This window comes from Salipiger marinus, from assembly GCF_900100085.1.
Lineage (GTDB): Bacteria > Pseudomonadota > Alphaproteobacteria > Rhodobacterales > Rhodobacteraceae > Salipiger > Salipiger marinus.
In genome coordinates this window covers 129,089-143,208 of the sequence record NZ_FNEJ01000006.1, presented here as the reverse complement: position 1 = coordinate 143,208, position 14,120 = coordinate 129,089, and the positions used below count along the sequence as shown (strand labels likewise).

Genomic DNA, 14,120 nt, shown 5'->3' with positions numbered 1-14,120 from the left:
ATTGGTTCCGACGCGGTTTTATCAGGCTACAAGACAGCGGAAAAAATCCGCGGACATCAACGGGGAGCCGGATTTGCCTGATACCGGATCAAGCGACGCATTCGTCGCCTTCGAACGTGTGCAAAAGAGCTATGACGGCGTGTCGCTCGTCGTCAAGGATCTGAACCTGACCCTGCCCAAGGGCGAGTTCCTGACGATGCTGGGGCCGTCGGGATCGGGAAAGACCACCTGCCTGATGATGCTGGCCGGGTTCGAGACTGCCACCCATGGCGAGATCAAGCTGGCGGGCAAGCCCATCAACAACATCCCGCCGCACAAGCGCGGCATCGGCATGGTGTTCCAGAACTATGCGCTGTTTCCGCATATGACCGTGGCCGAAAACCTCGCCTTCCCGCTGGAGGTGCGCAAGATCGGCAAGTCCGACCGCGAGGCCAAGGTCAAGCGTGCGCTCGACATGGTGGAGATGGGGGCCTTTGGCGGGCGCCGTCCGGCGCAGCTTTCGGGCGGGCAGCAGCAGCGCATCGCGCTGGCCCGCGCGCTGGTCTTCGAGCCGGAGCTGGTGCTGATGGACGAGCCGCTTGGCGCGCTCGACAAGCAGCTGCGCGAGAAGATGCAGTTCGAGATCACCTCGCTGGCGCATTCGCTGGGCATCACCACGGTCTATGTCACCCATGACCAGACCGAGGCGCTGACCATGTCGGACCGGGTGGCGGTGTTCAATGACGGGCGCATCCAGCAGCTTGCCCCGCCTGCCGAGCTTTATGAAGAGCCGCAGAACAGCTTCGTGGCGCAGTTCATCGGCGAGAACAACACGCTGGAAGGCGTGGTGCAGGAGATGCGCGGCGACATCTGCACGGTGCGGCTGGACGATGGCGAGGTCATCGACGCCAAGCCCGTGAACGTGTCGAAGGTGGGCGAACGCACCCGCGTGTCGATCCGCCCGGAGCGGGTGGAATACAACCGCGAGCGGCTGCGGCCCGGCGCCCATACGCTGAAGGCCAAGGTGCTGGAATTCATCTATATGGGTGACATTTTCCGCACCCGGCTTGCCGTGGCGGGCAATACCGATTTCGTCATCAAGACCCGCAACGCCCCCGATCAGGTGCGGCTGAAGCCCGGTCAGGAGATCGAGATCGGCTGGCTGCCCGAGGACTGCCGCGCGCTGGACGCGCTCTGAGATCGAGGCCCGCGCGGCGGCCCTGCTCGGGGCGGCCCTGCGGCGCATCACAGGATCCGGTGGTTTGCCCGTGTCCCGGATCCCCTGACAATACGGGTATCAATGGGAGTATAAGATGAAACTGACCAAGACGCTTCTGGCCTCGACCGCGCTTTCGGTCGCGGCAGGCGCCGTGGCTGCGCAGGACATGGCCAATTCCATGACCATCGTGTCATGGGGCGGGGCCTATCAGAACAGCCAGCTCAAAGCCTATGCCGAGCCCTATCAGGCGCTGCACCCCGAGGTCAGCATCGCATGGGACGAAAGCTCTGCCGAGGCGGTGGCCAAACTGCGCGCCATGACCGAAGCCGGCAACATCACATGGGATCTGGTGGACGTGGAAGCCGCCGACAGCATCCGTCTGTGTGACGAAGGTCTGGCGATGGAGATCGATTTCGACGAGGTGCTCGCCGAAGGCGACGACGGCAGCGCGCCCACCGACGATTTCGGCGACTCGCTCGTCTCCGACTGCTTCATCCCGCAGATCGTGTTCTCGACCACCGTGGGCTACCGCACCGACATGGTGGGCGACACGCCGCCCTCCGACATCTGCGCGCTCTTCGACACCGAAACCTATCCGGGCAAGCGCGCGCTGAACAAGCGCCCGCTGGCGAATGTGGAATGGGCGCTGATCTGTGACGGCGTGCCGAAGGAAGAGCTGTATGACGTGCTGGCCACGCCCGAAGGGCAGGACCGTGCGCTGGCCAAGCTCGACACCATCAAGGATGACACCATCTGGTGGTCCGCCGCCGCGGAAACCCCGCAGCTGCTGGCCGATGGCGAGGTCGTGATGGGCTCCACCTATAACGGTCGCCTGTTCTCCGCCATCGCCGAGCAGGGCCAGCCCATCGGCATGCTCTGGGATGCGCAGATGCTGGATTTCGACGGCTGGATCGTGCCCGAAGGTCTGCCCGAGGATCGTCTGGCCCGCGTGATGCACTTCCTCGAGTTCGCCACCGACACGCAGCGTCTGGCCGATCAGTCCGCCTACATCTCCTATGGTCCGGCCCGCGCCTCCTCGGCACCGCTGGTGGGCAAGCATGCCGAGCTGGGCATCGAGATGGCGCCGCACATGCCGACCGATCCGGCCAACGCGACCAACGTCTATGTCACCCAGTATGAATTCTGGGCCGACTACCGCGACGACATCGACGCGAAGTTCCAGTCCTGGCTTGCGCAGTGATCTGACCCTTCGCTGATCGGGATGCGGCGCCGTCCGCGCCGCATCCCTTTCTCCCCTTTCCCGCAGCCCGCCGATAACGCACGGAGACCGGATGACCGACGCCACGCAACCCGCATCACGGGGGCCCATGCTGGCCGCTGACGGCACGCCGCTGAAAAAGAGCCTGTCCCGCGCGCTGCGGATGCAGAAGATGCGCGCGCTGGCCCTGATCGCGCCGCTGCTGCTGTTCGTGCTGATCACCTTCATCGCTCCCATCGCCGACATGCTGTTCCGGTCGGTGGAAAACCAGATCGTGTCCAACACCATGCCGCGCACCGCGCGCCTGCTGGCGGACTGGGACGGGCAGGGGGTTCCCGACGAGCCGGTGTTCGAAGCCGCCTATTACGACCTGTTTCTGGCCGCAGAGCGCAAGGAACATACCCGGCTGGGCTCGCGGCTGAATTACGAACAGACCGGCGCCTCCTCGCTCTTCCGCAAGTCGGGCCGCGGGCTCGAGGATATGGGCGAGCTTTATCAGGACCAGTTCACCGATCTGAACGGCGACTGGGACGAGCCCGAACCCTGGGCCGAGATCTTTGGCGACCCCGAGTGGCTGGCGGAACAGGCTGCATGGGACGGCGAAGGACGCATGCCCAGATTCCAGCTGCGCGAGGGGGCAGAGACCCTGCTGCCGCGCAGCGCCGAACATTATGCGGCCTTTGCGCGCTTCACCCAGACCGAGGATGGCGACAGCCCGCTGGAAGAAGAGCCGTGGTCGGCCGTGCATACCGCGCTTTATCAGGATCTGGCCGCAGCGGATCTGTCCGGCTATGACGGCCCCCGGGCCGAGATGCTGGCCGCCGCCGATGCGCTGGTGGACAGCCCCGAATTCAGCCGCCTGCCCTTTACGGACGGGTTCGCCGAGATTGACGAGGCTTGGGTGCAGCCGCAGATCTGGCAGACGCTGAAGCTATACTCCCCCGATTACACGCCGGGTTATTTCCTCAACGCGATGGACATGCAGCTGACCCCGGAGGGGATGGAGAAGCGGCCCGAAAACGAACGCATCTACATGCTGCTGTTCGGACGCACGCTGTTCATGTCGCTGGCCATCACGTTCAGCTGCGTGCTCTTGGCCTATCCGGTGGCCTATCTTCTGTCCAACCTGCCGTCGCGCAGCGCCAACCTGCTGATGATCCTCGTGCTTCTGCCGTTCTGGACCTCGCTGCTGGTGCGCACCTCGGCGTGGAAGATCATGCTGCAGCAGCAGGGGGTCATCAATGACACGCTGGTCTGGTTGGGGTTGGTGGGGGACGATGCGCGGCTCGCGATGATCAACAACCAGCTTGGCACCATCATCGCCATGACCCATATCCTGCTGCCCTTCATGATCCTGCCGATGTATTCGGTGATGTCGACCATCCCGCCCTCTTATGTGCGGGCGGCGAAATCGCTGGGGGCCACCAACTGGACCACCTTCTGGCGGGTCTATTTCCCGCAGTCGGTGCCGGGGATCGGCGCGGGGTCCATCCTCGTGTTCATCCTGTCCATCGGCTATTACATCACGCCGGAAATCGTGGGCGGCACCACCGGCACCTTCATTTCCAACCGCATCGCCTATCACATCTCCACCTCGCTCAACTGGGGGCTGGCGGCGGCGCTGGGGGCGATCCTGCTGGCGGTCGTGCTGGTGCTCTACTGGGCCTATGACCGCATCGTGGGCATCGACAACGTGAAGCTGGGATAAAGACATGAGCACCGTGATCCTCACCCCCTCGGCCAAGCAGCCGCTGTCTTTCACCCTGCCCACTCTGGCCGCCGCGGGCGCGCTTGCGGGGATGTTCGTGGGGGCGGCCAACGGGTCGGTGCCCTTGGGCATCCTCGGCGGCGCGCTGCTGCTGGCGGCCTTGGGCTTTGCGGCCATGACCCTGCCCGCCGCGCTGGAGCGTCCGCTGCGCTGGGGGCTTGTGGCGCTGCTGCTGCTGGCGGGCTATGCAATGAGCGGCGTGTCCGGCGCCATTCTTGGCGCGCTTTTCGGCTGGTTCTTCGGCTGGTTCGTCTACTGGATCGGCTGGCGCCGCTACCGCATGCCGCTGGTGCCTTACCTCACGGCGGGGCAGGTGCTGTGGCACTACACCTTCCGGGTGATCTGTGGCGCCATCTTCGTGTTCCTGATCACGCCGATCCTTGTCATCATCCCGCTGTCCTTCAACGCGCAGAACTTCTTTACCTTCACGCCGGAAATGCTGGATTTTGATCCTGCGGGCTATTCCCTGCAGCATTACGTCGATTTCCTGACCAACCCGGAATGGACGCGGGCGGTGCGCAATTCGCTGATCATCGCGCCGCTGGCCACGATCATTTCGGTGACGCTGGGCACGCTGGCCGCGATCGGCCTGTCGCAGTCGCATGTGCCGGGGCGGCGGGCGATCATGGCGATCCTGATCTCGCCGATGATCGTGCCGCTGATCATCTCGGCCACGGGGATGTATTTCTTCTATTCCAAGATCAACATCGTCGGCACGCTCTGGGGCGTGGTGCTGGCCCATGCGGTGCTGGGAATTCCCTTTGTCATCATCACGGTGACCGCCACGCTGGTGGGCTTTGACCGCTCGCTGACCCGGGCTGCGGCGAATATGGGGGCCAATCCCGTCACCACGTTCTTCCGGGTGCAGATGCCGCTGATCCTGCCCGGCGTGATCTCTGGCGGGCTTTTTGCCTTCATCACCTCTTTCGACGAGGTGGTGGTGGTGCTGTTCATCGGATCCGCCGAACTGCAGACGCTGCCATGGCAGATGTTCACCGGCCTGCGCGAACAGCTGTCGCCCACCATCCTTGCCGCCGCGACCATCCTTGTGGCCATTTCCATCTGCCTGCTGGCCACGGTGGAAATGCTGCGCCGCCGCTCCGAACGGCTGCGCGGCCTGTCTCCGGGCTGACATAAAGCGGCGCGTCTAAACGATTCTCTAACGGGTCTCGGCGCATGGTGCCTCGAACGCGGGATATGGCAGTCGAGGCACCGATGACGCAGCATGATGCGCAACTCATGGCACAGACCCGGAACAGCACGCTGGGCGAGGTGCCTTTCGAAGCGAAAGAACTGTTTTTCACCCGCACCGATGAACGCGGGGTGATTCAGGAAGGCAACAGCGTCTTCCAGCGGGTTTCCGGCTTCACCTGGGACGAGCTGAAGGGCGCCCCGCACAAGGTCGTGCGCCATCCCGACATGCCCAAGGGCGTGTTCCACCTGTACTGGGAACGGCTGAAGGACGGCAAGAACGTCGCCGCCTATGTCAAGAACCGCACCAAGGACGGGCGGTTCTACTGGGTCTTTGCCGTGGCCTGGCCGATCGAGGGCGGATATATCTCCGTCCGGATGAAACCGTCGTCGGAGCTGTTCGCGCAGGTGCGTGGCATCTATGCCGACATGCTGCAGGCGGAAAAGGAACAGGGGCTGCAGGCGGGACGCAGCGCCCAGATGCTGCTGGACCGGCTGGCCCAGCACGGCTTTGCCAGCTACGAGGGCTTCATGGCCGCCGCCATCGCCACAGAGATGGAGGAGCGGGCGCGGCGCATCGGCGTCAAGCTGGACCAGCGCCAGCAGCGGTTTCTGGTGATGTCGCGCACCATTGCGGACATCAAGGCGCAGACCGACCAGATGACAGAGATCATCAAGGCGATCCGCACCGTGCCGATGAACATGCGGATCCTCGCCTCGCGGCTGGAAAACGCCGGGGGTCCGATCAGCGCCATTTCCGTGAACTACGGCTCCATGCTGGATGAAATGGCGTCATGGGTGCGCGGCTTCGTCGATGGCGATGACAGCACCTATGTGCGGATGCGCGAAACCATCCAGCGCGGGCAGTTTCTGGTCTGCGCGGCGGCCATGCAGGGCGAAATGTCCGAGATGTTCAACGACGACACCCGTCATGGCGAGAACACAAGCGACCTTGCCGATGACAAGACCCGGCTGGATGGCGAAGAACGGATGTTCCAGCGCTCTGCGCAGGAGGCGCTCAAGGTCGTGGAGATGGAGGCGATGCGGCTTGGTCGGTCGGTGCTGGACATGAAACGCTATGTCACCGGCCTCAGCTCCACCCGCATGATGTGCAAGATCGAAAGTGCGGCACTGACCGGCACGGGGGATTCGCTGTCGGGGATCGTCGATCAACTGGATGCGGGGCAGGACGAGATCGAGGCGCGGCTGGCCAAGATCGTGGAACTGAACACCGTGATCCAGTCCAATACCGGAATGCTGCGCGCGATGACCTGACCGGCGCTGCGGCCGGGGCGAAACCTGAATCGCCCCGGCCTGTTCAGTGGGTCTCAGTGGGTCAGGGTGTCAGGCCCGGACCAGCTTTTCGTAGGTTTCCGAAATGTCGCGGGTCAGCGCGCCAACGTCGAAGGTGTAATCGCCGATCTGGCCCACGGGCGTGATCTCTGCCGCGGTGCCGGTCAGCCAGCACTGTTCAAAGCCTTCCAGCTCGCCGGGTTCGATATGGCGCTCATGCACGGTGACGCCCTTTTCCTTCAGCAGCTTGATGACGGTCTGCCGGGTCAGCCCGTTCAGGAAGCAGTCGGGCAGGGGGGTGTGCACCTCGCCATCCTTCACGAAGAAGATGTTGGCGCCGGTGGCCTCGGCCACATAGCCGCGATAGTCGAACATCATCGCGTCGGAACAGCCCTTTGCCTCGGCGGCATGCTTGGCCATGGTGCAGATCATGTAAAGACCGGCGGCCTTGGCAAAGCTGGGTTCGGTTTCGGGGGAGGGACGTTTCCACTTGGCGATGTCGAGCTTGGCGCCCTTCATCTTGGCATCGCCATAATAGTTGCCCCATTCCCATGCCGCGATCGACAGCCGCACCGGGTTGCGCTTGGAGGCGACGCCCATGTCCGGACCCGCGCCGCGCCACGCCACCGCGCGCACATAGGCGTTGGTAAAGCCGTTGGCCTTCAGCACGGCATCTTTGGCGGCGTCGATTTCTTCCGCCGTCCACGGGATTTCGAAATCCAGCTGGCCCGCCGAGAAATGCAGCCGCTTCGAATGCTCGTGGCTGAGGAAGATCTTGCCGTTATAGGCCCGTTCCCCCTCGAAGACAGAGCTGGCATAGTGCAGCGCATGGGTCAGCACATGCACCTGCGCGTCGCGCCATTCCACCATCTGGCCATCCATCCAGATCTTGCCGTCGCGATTGTCGTATGCGCCTTCCATGAGCCCTCTCCTTCCTCGGGTTCTTTTCAAAAGTTGCGGCAGTTAGGTCCGTTCAGGACATAATATTGCGCAAAAACTGAGACTCGCTAGCAGTTTGCTGTTGGAATGTCAACAAGGCTGACTTAAAACGGGCTGGACAGGCAGAAGGAGGCGACGATGGCGGAAGCGGGCGTGCAGGCACAGGGTGGCGAGGCGCTGCTTTACCTGACCGACGAACAGCTTCGGCAGGGGATCGAGGCGATGTTTTTTGCCTATCGCGGCTTTACCGCCGATCCCGACCGCATCCTGCAGGGGCTGAGCTATGGCCGCGCCCATCACCGCGCGCTGCATTTCATCCACTGCGCCCCCGGCACCACGGTGAACAACCTGCTCAACATCCTTGGCGTCACCAAGCAGTCGCTGAACCGGGTGCTGCGCACGCTGGTCGAGGACGGTCTGGTGGAAAGCCGGGTGGGCCGCGCCGACAAGCGCGAGCGGCATCTGTTCCTGACCCCCGCGGGCGACCAGCTGGAACGGCAGCTGTCGGATGCGCAGCGCGCCCGCATGCGCGCCGCCTTCCGTCAGGCCGGGCCGGAGGCGGTGGCAGGCTTCCGCCGCGTGCTGGAGGCGATGATGGATCCGGACATGCACCGGCAGTATCTGCGGCTGCGGGAGAACCGGACATGAGCGATCCGGACATCCACCTGCTGATCGTTGATGATGATGAACGGATCCGGGGGCTGCTGCAGAAGTTCCTGATCCGCCACGGCTTTATGGTCACCGCCGCCCGCGAGGCCGCCCATGCAAGGCGGTTGATGGCCGGGCTTGATTTCGACATGGTGGTGCTGGACGTGATGATGCCCGGCGAGGATGGCATCAGCCTGACCCGCTTCATCCGTCAGTCGGGCCGGATGCCGGTGCTGCTGCTGACCGCACGCGGCGAGACCGAGGACCGCATCAAGGGGCTGGAGGCGGGGGCGGATGACTATCTGTCCAAACCCTTCGAGCCAAAGGAACTGCTGCTGCGCATCAATGCGATCCTGCGCCGGATGCCTGAGGCGCCCTCCGACGCGACGCAGCCCAAGCTGCTGACGCTGGGGCCGATCCGCTATGACATCGAACGCGGCGAGATGTGGAAAGGCGGCGATCTGGTGCGGCTGACCGCCACCGAAAGCCAGCTGATGCGGATTTTCTCCGCCCGTCCCGGCGAGGCGCTGTCGCGCACCAAGCTGGTGGAGGAGCTGGGCCGCGACCGCGGACAGGCACAGGAACGCGCGGTGGACGTGCAGATCACCCGCCTGCGCCGCAAGATCGAGGCGGATCCGAAACAGCCGCGCTACCTGCAGACGGTGCGCGGCGCGGGCTACATGCTGGCCCCGGACTGACCGCCACCTCGTGCAATTTTCCGCGGCGGCGCGGTTTTCTGCAGCCCGTTCCGCGCCATATCTGTGGCTAAGGGCTTGCCGGATCCCGCGCGCCGGGGTCATCTGCCTGCGCTGGCGCAACCGGAGGAGGGCCACACATGACCACCGCGCTGATCACCCATGCCGACTGCCTCGCGCATGTGACGCCCGCCGGCCATCCCGAACAGGTGGCGCGGCTGCGGCATGTGCAGGAGGCGCTGGCGACGCTGGACCTGCTGCGGCTGGCCGCCCCCGAGGCGGGCGATGCCGATCTGCTGCGACTGCATCCCCAGCGCTATCTGGACCGGCTGGCGCGCGCCGAACCGGCGCGGGGCCATGCGCAGCTGGATGCCGACACATGGCTGTCGCCGGGGTCGGTCCGCGCCGCCCGGCGCGGGGTGGGCGCCGCGCTCCGCGCCGTCGATGGCGTGATCGCGGGGGAATTCGCCAATGCCTTCTGCGCCACCCGCCCGCCCGGCCACCATGCCGAGGCGGAAACCCCCATGGGCTTCTGCATCTTCGGCAATGCCGCGCTCGCCGCCAAACATGCGCTGGACCATCACGGGCTCGACCGGGTCGCCATCGTCGATTTTGACGTGCATCACGGCAATGGCACGCAGGCGCTGCTCTGGGACGAACCGCGCGCGCTGGTCATCACCTCGCAGCAGATGCCGCTCTGGCCCGGCAGCGGCGCTCCGTCCGAACGCGGCGCGCAGGACACGATCCTGAATGTCCCGCTGCCCCCCGGCAGCACCGGCGCCGAGATGCGCGCCGCCTATGAGGCGCAGGTCTTCCCCCGGCTGGAGGCGTTTGCGCCGCGCCTGCTGATCCTGTCGGCGGGGTTTGACGCCCATGCCGACGATCCCTTGGCAGAGCTGAACTGGCAGACCGAGGATTTTGGCTGGCTCACCCAGCGGCTCTGCGAGATTGCGGCACGCACGGCGCGGGGGCGGGTGGTCTCCGTGCTGGAAGGCGGCTATGATCTGGCGGCTCTGGCGGACAGCGCCCGGGTGCATGTGATGGAACTGATCGAGGCAGGCAGATGACTGATACCCCCGTCGCGGACATGAGCTTTGAACAGGCGATGGCCGAACTGGAACAGGTGGTGACCCAGCTGGAACGCGGCGAGGTGCCGCTGGACGAATCCATCCGCCTTTATCAGCGCGGCAGCGATCTGCGCAAACGCTGCGAGGACAAGCTGAAGGAGGCCGAGGAAAAGGTCGCCGCCATCACGCTGGACGCCAAGGGCGAACCGTCGGGGGTGACTCCGGTCGAGGGGCTCTGATGTCGGCACCGGTGCGCGATCTGGCCCCGGATCTGGCGCAGGCGATGGGCCGGGCGCGGGATCTGGCCTTTGACCAGATCCGCGCGGCACTGGCCGGGCAGGGCGGCGACGTGGCCGAGGCGATGGTCTATGCCGTCGAGGGCGGCAAGGGCCTGCGCGCCTTTCTGGTGCTGGAAGGCGCGCGGCTGCACGGGCTGAGCCCCGAGGCCGCCGCCCCCGCCGCCGCCGCCATCGAGGCGCTGCACGGCTATTCGCTGGTGCATGACGATCTGCCCTGCATGGATGATGACGACCTGCGCCGCGGCAAGCCTACCGTGCACCGCCGCTGGTCGGAGGCGACGGCGGTGCTGGCCGGGGACGCGCTGCAGGGCCTCGCCTTCGAGCTGCTGACCCGCGCGACCTGCCCGCCGGAAGCCCGGCTGCACCTGATCGCCACGCTGGCGGCAGCCTCGGGGGTGCGCGGCATGGTGGGCGGGCAGCTGCTGGACATCGCCGCCGAAACCGCCGCCGACCCGCTGACCCTGCCGCAGATCGAGGCGCTGCAGGCGCTGAAGACCGGCGCGCTGATCACATGGTCCGCCGCCGCTGGCGCGCGGATGGCGGGGGCGGATCCCGCGCCGCTCTGCCGCTATGGCGACTGTCTGGGCCTTGCCTTCCAGATCGCCGATGACATCCTTGATGTCGAAGGCGACGCCGCGACGCTGGGCAAGGCCACCGGCAAGGATGCCGGACGCGGCAAGGCCACCTTCGTGTCGCTGCTGGGGTTGGAGCCGGCCCGCGCCCGCGCCCGCGCGCTGGTGGAGGAGGCCTGCACGGCGCTTGCCCCCTATGGCGATGCCGCCCGGAACTTGCGGGATGCGGCGCGGTTCGTTATCTCGCGCAAGACCTGACGTCAGGAGCCTCTCATGTCCTCCCGCCCCCAAACGCCCCTTCTGGACCGCGTCACCGCGCCCGCCGATCTCAAGCGGCTTTCGGATGACGAACTGGTCCGGCTGTCCCATGAACTGCGGGCCGAGACGATTTCCGCCGTGTCGGAAACCGGCGGCCATCTGGGCGCGGGTCTGGGCGTGGTGGAACTGACCGTGGCGCTGCACGCGGTCTTCGACACGCCGCGCGACAAGCTGGTCTGGGACGTGTCGCACCAGTGTTATCCGCACAAGATCCTGACCGGCCGCCGCGACCGCATCCGCACCCTGCGCATGAAGGACGGGCTGTCGGGCTTCGCCAAACGGTCGGAATCGCCCTATGACTGCTTTGGCGCGGGGCATAGCTCCACCTCGATCAGCGCAGCACTTGGCTTTGCCATGGCGCGGGAACTGGGCGGGGTCTGCGACACCGGGCTGGGCGATGCCATCGCGGTGATCGGCGACGGGTCGATGTCGGCGGGCATGGCCTATGAGGCGATGAACAATGCGGGCCATCTGGGCAAGCGGCTGATCGTGGTGCTGAACGACAACGAGATGTCGATTGCGCCGCCCACCGGGGCCATGTCCGCCTATCTCAGCCGGCTTTACGCCGAACAGCCCTTTCACGACCTGAAAGCCGCCGCCAAGGGCGCGGTGAACCTGCTGCCGCCGCCCTTCCGCGAAGGCGCCAAGCGCGCCCGCGACATTCTCAAGGGCCTGACCGTGGGCGGCACGCTCTTCGAGGAACTGGGCTTCAGCTATCTCGGCCCGCTTGATGGTCATGACCTGCACCAGCTGCTGCCGGTCCTGCGCATGGTCAAGGCGCGGGCGACGGGGCCGATCCTGATCCATGTGCTGACCCGCAAGGGCAAGGGCTATGCCCCCGCCGAACATGCCGCCGACCGGGGCCATGCCCGGGGCAAGTTCGACGTGGCGACGGGCGAGCAGAAAAAGGCACCCTCCAACGCCCCCGCCTATACCAAGGTCTTTGCCCGGACCCTGACCCAGCTTGCCGCCGAGGATCCGCGCATCTGCGCGGTGACCGCCGCCATGCCCGATGGCACCGGGCTTGACCTGATGGCCGAACGCTTTCCGTCCCGCGTCTTCGACGTGGGCATCGCCGAACAGCATGGCGTGACCTTTTCCGCCGGGCTGGCGGCGGGGGGCATGAAACCGTTCTGCGCGATGTATTCCACCTTCCTGCAGCGCGGCTATGACCAGATCGTGCATGATGTAGCGATCCAGCGCCTGCCGGTGCGCTTCGCCATCGACCGCGCCGGGCTGGTGGGGGCCGATGGCGCCACCCATGCCGGGGCCTTCGACGTGGCCTTTCTCGCCAACCTGCCGGGCATGGTGGTGATGGCTGCCGCCGACGAGGCGGAACTGGTGCATATGGTCGCCACCGCCGCCGCCCATGACGAGGGCCCCATCGCCTTTCGCTACCCGCGCGGCGAGGGCGTGGGGGTCGAGATGCCGGAACGCGGCATCCCGCTGCCGATCGGGCGTGGCCGCATGATCCGCGAAGGCTCGCGCGTGGCGATTCTCAGCTTCGGCACGCGGCTGTCCGAGGTCATGGCCGCCTGCGAAAAGCTGGAGGCGCGCGGCCTGTCGCCAACGGTCGCCGATGCCCGCTTCGCCAAGCCGCTCGACCGCGATCTGATCCTGCGCCTCGCCCGCGATCACGAGGCGCTGCTGACCATCGAGGAAGGCGCCATCGGCGGTTTCGGCAGCCATGTGGCGCAGCTTCTGGCCGAGGAAGGCGTCTTCGACCACGGGCTGAAATTCCGCTCCATGGTGCTGCCCGACACCTTCATCGACCACGCGAGCCCTGCCGACATGTATGCCAGCGCCGGGCTCGACGTCGCGCGGATCGAGGAAAAGGTTCTGGTGACGCTGGGTATCGACCTCCTCAGCAAGCGCGCCTGAGATCCGTCACGGCCTGCCTCCGGCGGGAGTTTAGGGGCAAGATGAAAGCCCGCTCTTCCGCCTTCATCTTGCCCCTAAACTCCGGGGGGTGAACTGGCCGCAGGCCAGGAGGGGGGCAGCGCCCCCCTTACCCCGTCTCCGCCAGCAGGGCGGCGAGGCCGGAGCGGTAATCGGGATGGATCAGGCGCAGCCCAAGCTCGCGCTTCACAAGATCGTTCCGCACCCGCTTGTTTTCGGCATAGAAGCTGCGCGCCATGGGGGTCAGATCCGCCTCGGCGAAGGGCACTTCCGGCGGCGGCGGCAGGTCCAGCAGGCGGGCGGCATGGGCGATGACCTCCTGCGGCGGGGCGGGGTCGTCGTCACAGAGGTTGTAGACCGCGCCGGGCCGGGGCTGGCGGATCGACGCCTCCAGCGCCTGCGCGATGTCTTCGACATGAATGCGGCTGAACACCTGCCCCGATTTCACGATGCGCCGCGCGCTGCCCTGCCGGACCTTTTCGAACGGACCGCGCCCGGGGCCGTAGATCCCCGCCAGCCGGAAGATGTGCAGCGGCAGGCCGGGCAGCGCCGACCACGCCTGTTCCGCCGCGAGCCGCGCCTTGCCGCGCGCGGTTGACGGCGCGGGGGGCGTGTCCTCGTCCACCCAGCCACCCTTCTGGTCGCCATAGACACCGGTGGTGGACAGATAGCCCAGCCAGTCCAGATCCGCGCCCCGCGCCGCCAGCAGGTCGCCCGCAAGCCGCAGCGCGGGATCGCCCTCGCCATCGGGGCCGGCGCTCACCAGCACATGGCTGGCCTGCGCCAGCGCCGCAGCGACCGCCTCGCGCGTCCAGAGCACGGGGGCGACACCCGTCGCCGCCAGATCGGCGGCGCGGTCGGGGTCGCGATGGGTGGCCAGCACCTGCCAGCCCTGCGGCAGTAGCCGGGCGGCAAGGGCCTTGGCGCAATAGCCATGGCCGAGGGTCAGGAGCGTCTGTGTCATGGCGGCAGAGTGGATTTTGCCGCCTGTCTTGGCAAGGGGGCTGCGCGCTT

General features: G+C 66.2%; 13 protein-coding genes. 11 read left to right on the top strand and 2 right to left on the bottom strand.

Translation table 11 applies throughout. The annotated features are described in order from the left end of the window. Positions 1–73: 73 nt before the first annotated feature. The 5 genes from BLR51_RS08530 to BLR51_RS08510 all read left to right on the top strand — a co-directional run bounded on the left by BLR51_RS08530 (position 74) and on the right by BLR51_RS08510 (position 6,651). Positions 74–1,177 (top strand): ABC transporter ATP-binding protein, encoded by a 1,104-nt coding sequence (locus BLR51_RS08530; protein WP_089845888.1) that lies wholly within the window; start codon positions 74–76, stop codon positions 1,175–1,177. A gap of 115 nt (positions 1,178–1,292) precedes the next feature. Then, positions 1,293–2,399 (top strand): extracellular solute-binding protein, encoded by a 1,107-nt coding sequence (locus BLR51_RS08525; RefSeq protein ID WP_089845887.1) that lies wholly within the window; start codon positions 1,293–1,295, stop codon positions 2,397–2,399. A gap of 91 nt (positions 2,400–2,490) precedes the next feature. Continuing rightward, positions 2,491–4,125, top strand: coding sequence for an ABC transporter permease (locus BLR51_RS08520; protein ID WP_089845886.1), 1,635 nt, complete (start codon positions 2,491–2,493; stop codon positions 4,123–4,125). A 4-nt stretch (positions 4,126–4,129) separates the two neighbouring features. Continuing rightward, positions 4,130–5,317, top strand: a complete 1,188-nt coding sequence (locus BLR51_RS08515; RefSeq protein ID WP_089845885.1) for an ABC transporter permease — start codon at positions 4,130–4,132, stop codon at positions 5,315–5,317. 107 nt (positions 5,318–5,424) lie between these two features. After that, positions 5,425–6,651: a PAS domain-containing protein gene (locus BLR51_RS08510; RefSeq protein WP_242656685.1), complete on the top strand. Its 1,227-nt coding sequence runs from the start codon at positions 5,425–5,427 to the stop codon at positions 6,649–6,651. Between the two features lie 69 nt (positions 6,652–6,720). Here BLR51_RS08510 and BLR51_RS08505 read toward each other — a convergent pair whose 3' ends face one another. Then, complete coding sequence (locus BLR51_RS08505) at positions 6,721–7,590, bottom strand: branched-chain amino acid aminotransferase (protein ID WP_089845883.1); 870 nt, start codon at positions 7,588–7,590, stop codon at positions 6,721–6,723. Positions 7,591–7,746: 156 nt separating this feature from the next. Between BLR51_RS08505 and BLR51_RS08500 the strand changes: the two genes are divergently transcribed. From BLR51_RS08500 to dxs, 6 genes are all read left to right on the top strand, one after another. After that, positions 7,747–8,256, top strand: a complete 510-nt coding sequence (locus BLR51_RS08500) for a MarR family winged helix-turn-helix transcriptional regulator (RefSeq protein WP_089845882.1) — start codon at positions 7,747–7,749, stop codon at positions 8,254–8,256. Then, positions 8,253–8,954 (top strand): response regulator, encoded by a 702-nt coding sequence (locus BLR51_RS08495; protein ID WP_089845881.1) that lies wholly within the window; start codon positions 8,253–8,255, stop codon positions 8,952–8,954. The genes BLR51_RS08500 and BLR51_RS08495 overlap by 4 nt, the downstream gene beginning before the upstream one ends. A 137-nt stretch (positions 8,955–9,091) precedes the next feature. Then, positions 9,092–10,018 (top strand): histone deacetylase family protein, encoded by a 927-nt coding sequence (locus BLR51_RS08490; protein WP_089845880.1) that lies wholly within the window; start codon positions 9,092–9,094, stop codon positions 10,016–10,018. Beyond that, positions 10,015–10,257 carry an exodeoxyribonuclease VII small subunit gene (locus tag BLR51_RS08485; protein ID WP_089845879.1) on the top strand — a complete coding sequence of 81 codons (243 nt, stop codon included), beginning with the start codon at positions 10,015–10,017 and terminating at the stop codon, positions 10,255–10,257. Before BLR51_RS08490 ends, BLR51_RS08485 begins: the two co-directional genes overlap by 4 nt. Further along, entirely contained in the window at positions 10,257–11,147 is an 891-nt protein-coding gene (locus tag BLR51_RS08480) for a polyprenyl synthetase family protein (RefSeq protein WP_207543594.1), read from the top strand. Before BLR51_RS08485 ends, BLR51_RS08480 begins: the two co-directional genes overlap by 1 nt. A gap of 15 nt (positions 11,148–11,162) precedes the next feature. After that, the gene (dxs, locus tag BLR51_RS08475) at positions 11,163–13,088 is read left to right on the top strand and encodes a 1-deoxy-D-xylulose-5-phosphate synthase (RefSeq protein ID WP_089845878.1); all 1,926 of its coding nucleotides are present in this window, start codon (positions 11,163–11,165) and stop codon (positions 13,086–13,088) included. Positions 13,089–13,215: 127 nt separating this feature from the next. On the opposite strand, the gene BLR51_RS08470 is transcribed toward dxs, so the two are convergent. Then, a complete protein-coding gene (locus BLR51_RS08470; protein ID WP_089845877.1) occupies positions 13,216–14,070 on the bottom strand; it encodes an SDR family oxidoreductase in 855 nt (284 codons plus the stop codon). Positions 14,071–14,120: the final 50 nt, after the last annotated feature.

Bases quoted from the DNA above. Each gene is read 5' to 3' on its own strand.
- BLR51_RS08525 (WP_089845887.1), top strand. From the start codon at position 1,293: ATGAAACTGACCAAGACGCTTCTGGCCTCGACCGCGCTTTCGGTCGCG.
- BLR51_RS08520 (WP_089845886.1), top strand. From the start codon at position 2,491: ATGACCGACGCCACGCAACCCGCATCACGGGGGCCCATGCTGGCCGCT.
- BLR51_RS08515 (WP_089845885.1), top strand. From the start codon at position 4,130: ATGAGCACCGTGATCCTCACCCCCTCGGCCAAGCAGCCGCTGTCTTTC.
- BLR51_RS08510 (WP_242656685.1), top strand. From the start codon at position 5,425: ATGGCACAGACCCGGAACAGCACGCTGGGCGAGGTGCCTTTCGAAGCG.
- BLR51_RS08505 (WP_089845883.1), bottom strand. From the start codon at position 7,590: ATGGAAGGCGCATACGACAATCGCGACGGCAAGATCTGGATGGATGGC.
- BLR51_RS08500 (WP_089845882.1), top strand. From the start codon at position 7,747: ATGGCGGAAGCGGGCGTGCAGGCACAGGGTGGCGAGGCGCTGCTTTAC.
- BLR51_RS08495 (WP_089845881.1), top strand. From the start codon at position 8,253: ATGAGCGATCCGGACATCCACCTGCTGATCGTTGATGATGATGAACGG.
- BLR51_RS08490 (WP_089845880.1), top strand. From the start codon at position 9,092: ATGACCACCGCGCTGATCACCCATGCCGACTGCCTCGCGCATGTGACG.
- BLR51_RS08485 (WP_089845879.1), top strand. From the start codon at position 10,015: ATGACTGATACCCCCGTCGCGGACATGAGCTTTGAACAGGCGATGGCC.
- BLR51_RS08480 (WP_207543594.1), top strand. From the start codon at position 10,257: ATGTCGGCACCGGTGCGCGATCTGGCCCCGGATCTGGCGCAGGCGATG.
- dxs (WP_089845878.1), top strand. From the start codon at position 11,163: ATGTCCTCCCGCCCCCAAACGCCCCTTCTGGACCGCGTCACCGCGCCC.
- BLR51_RS08470 (WP_089845877.1), bottom strand. From the start codon at position 14,070: ATGACACAGACGCTCCTGACCCTCGGCCATGGCTATTGCGCCAAGGCC.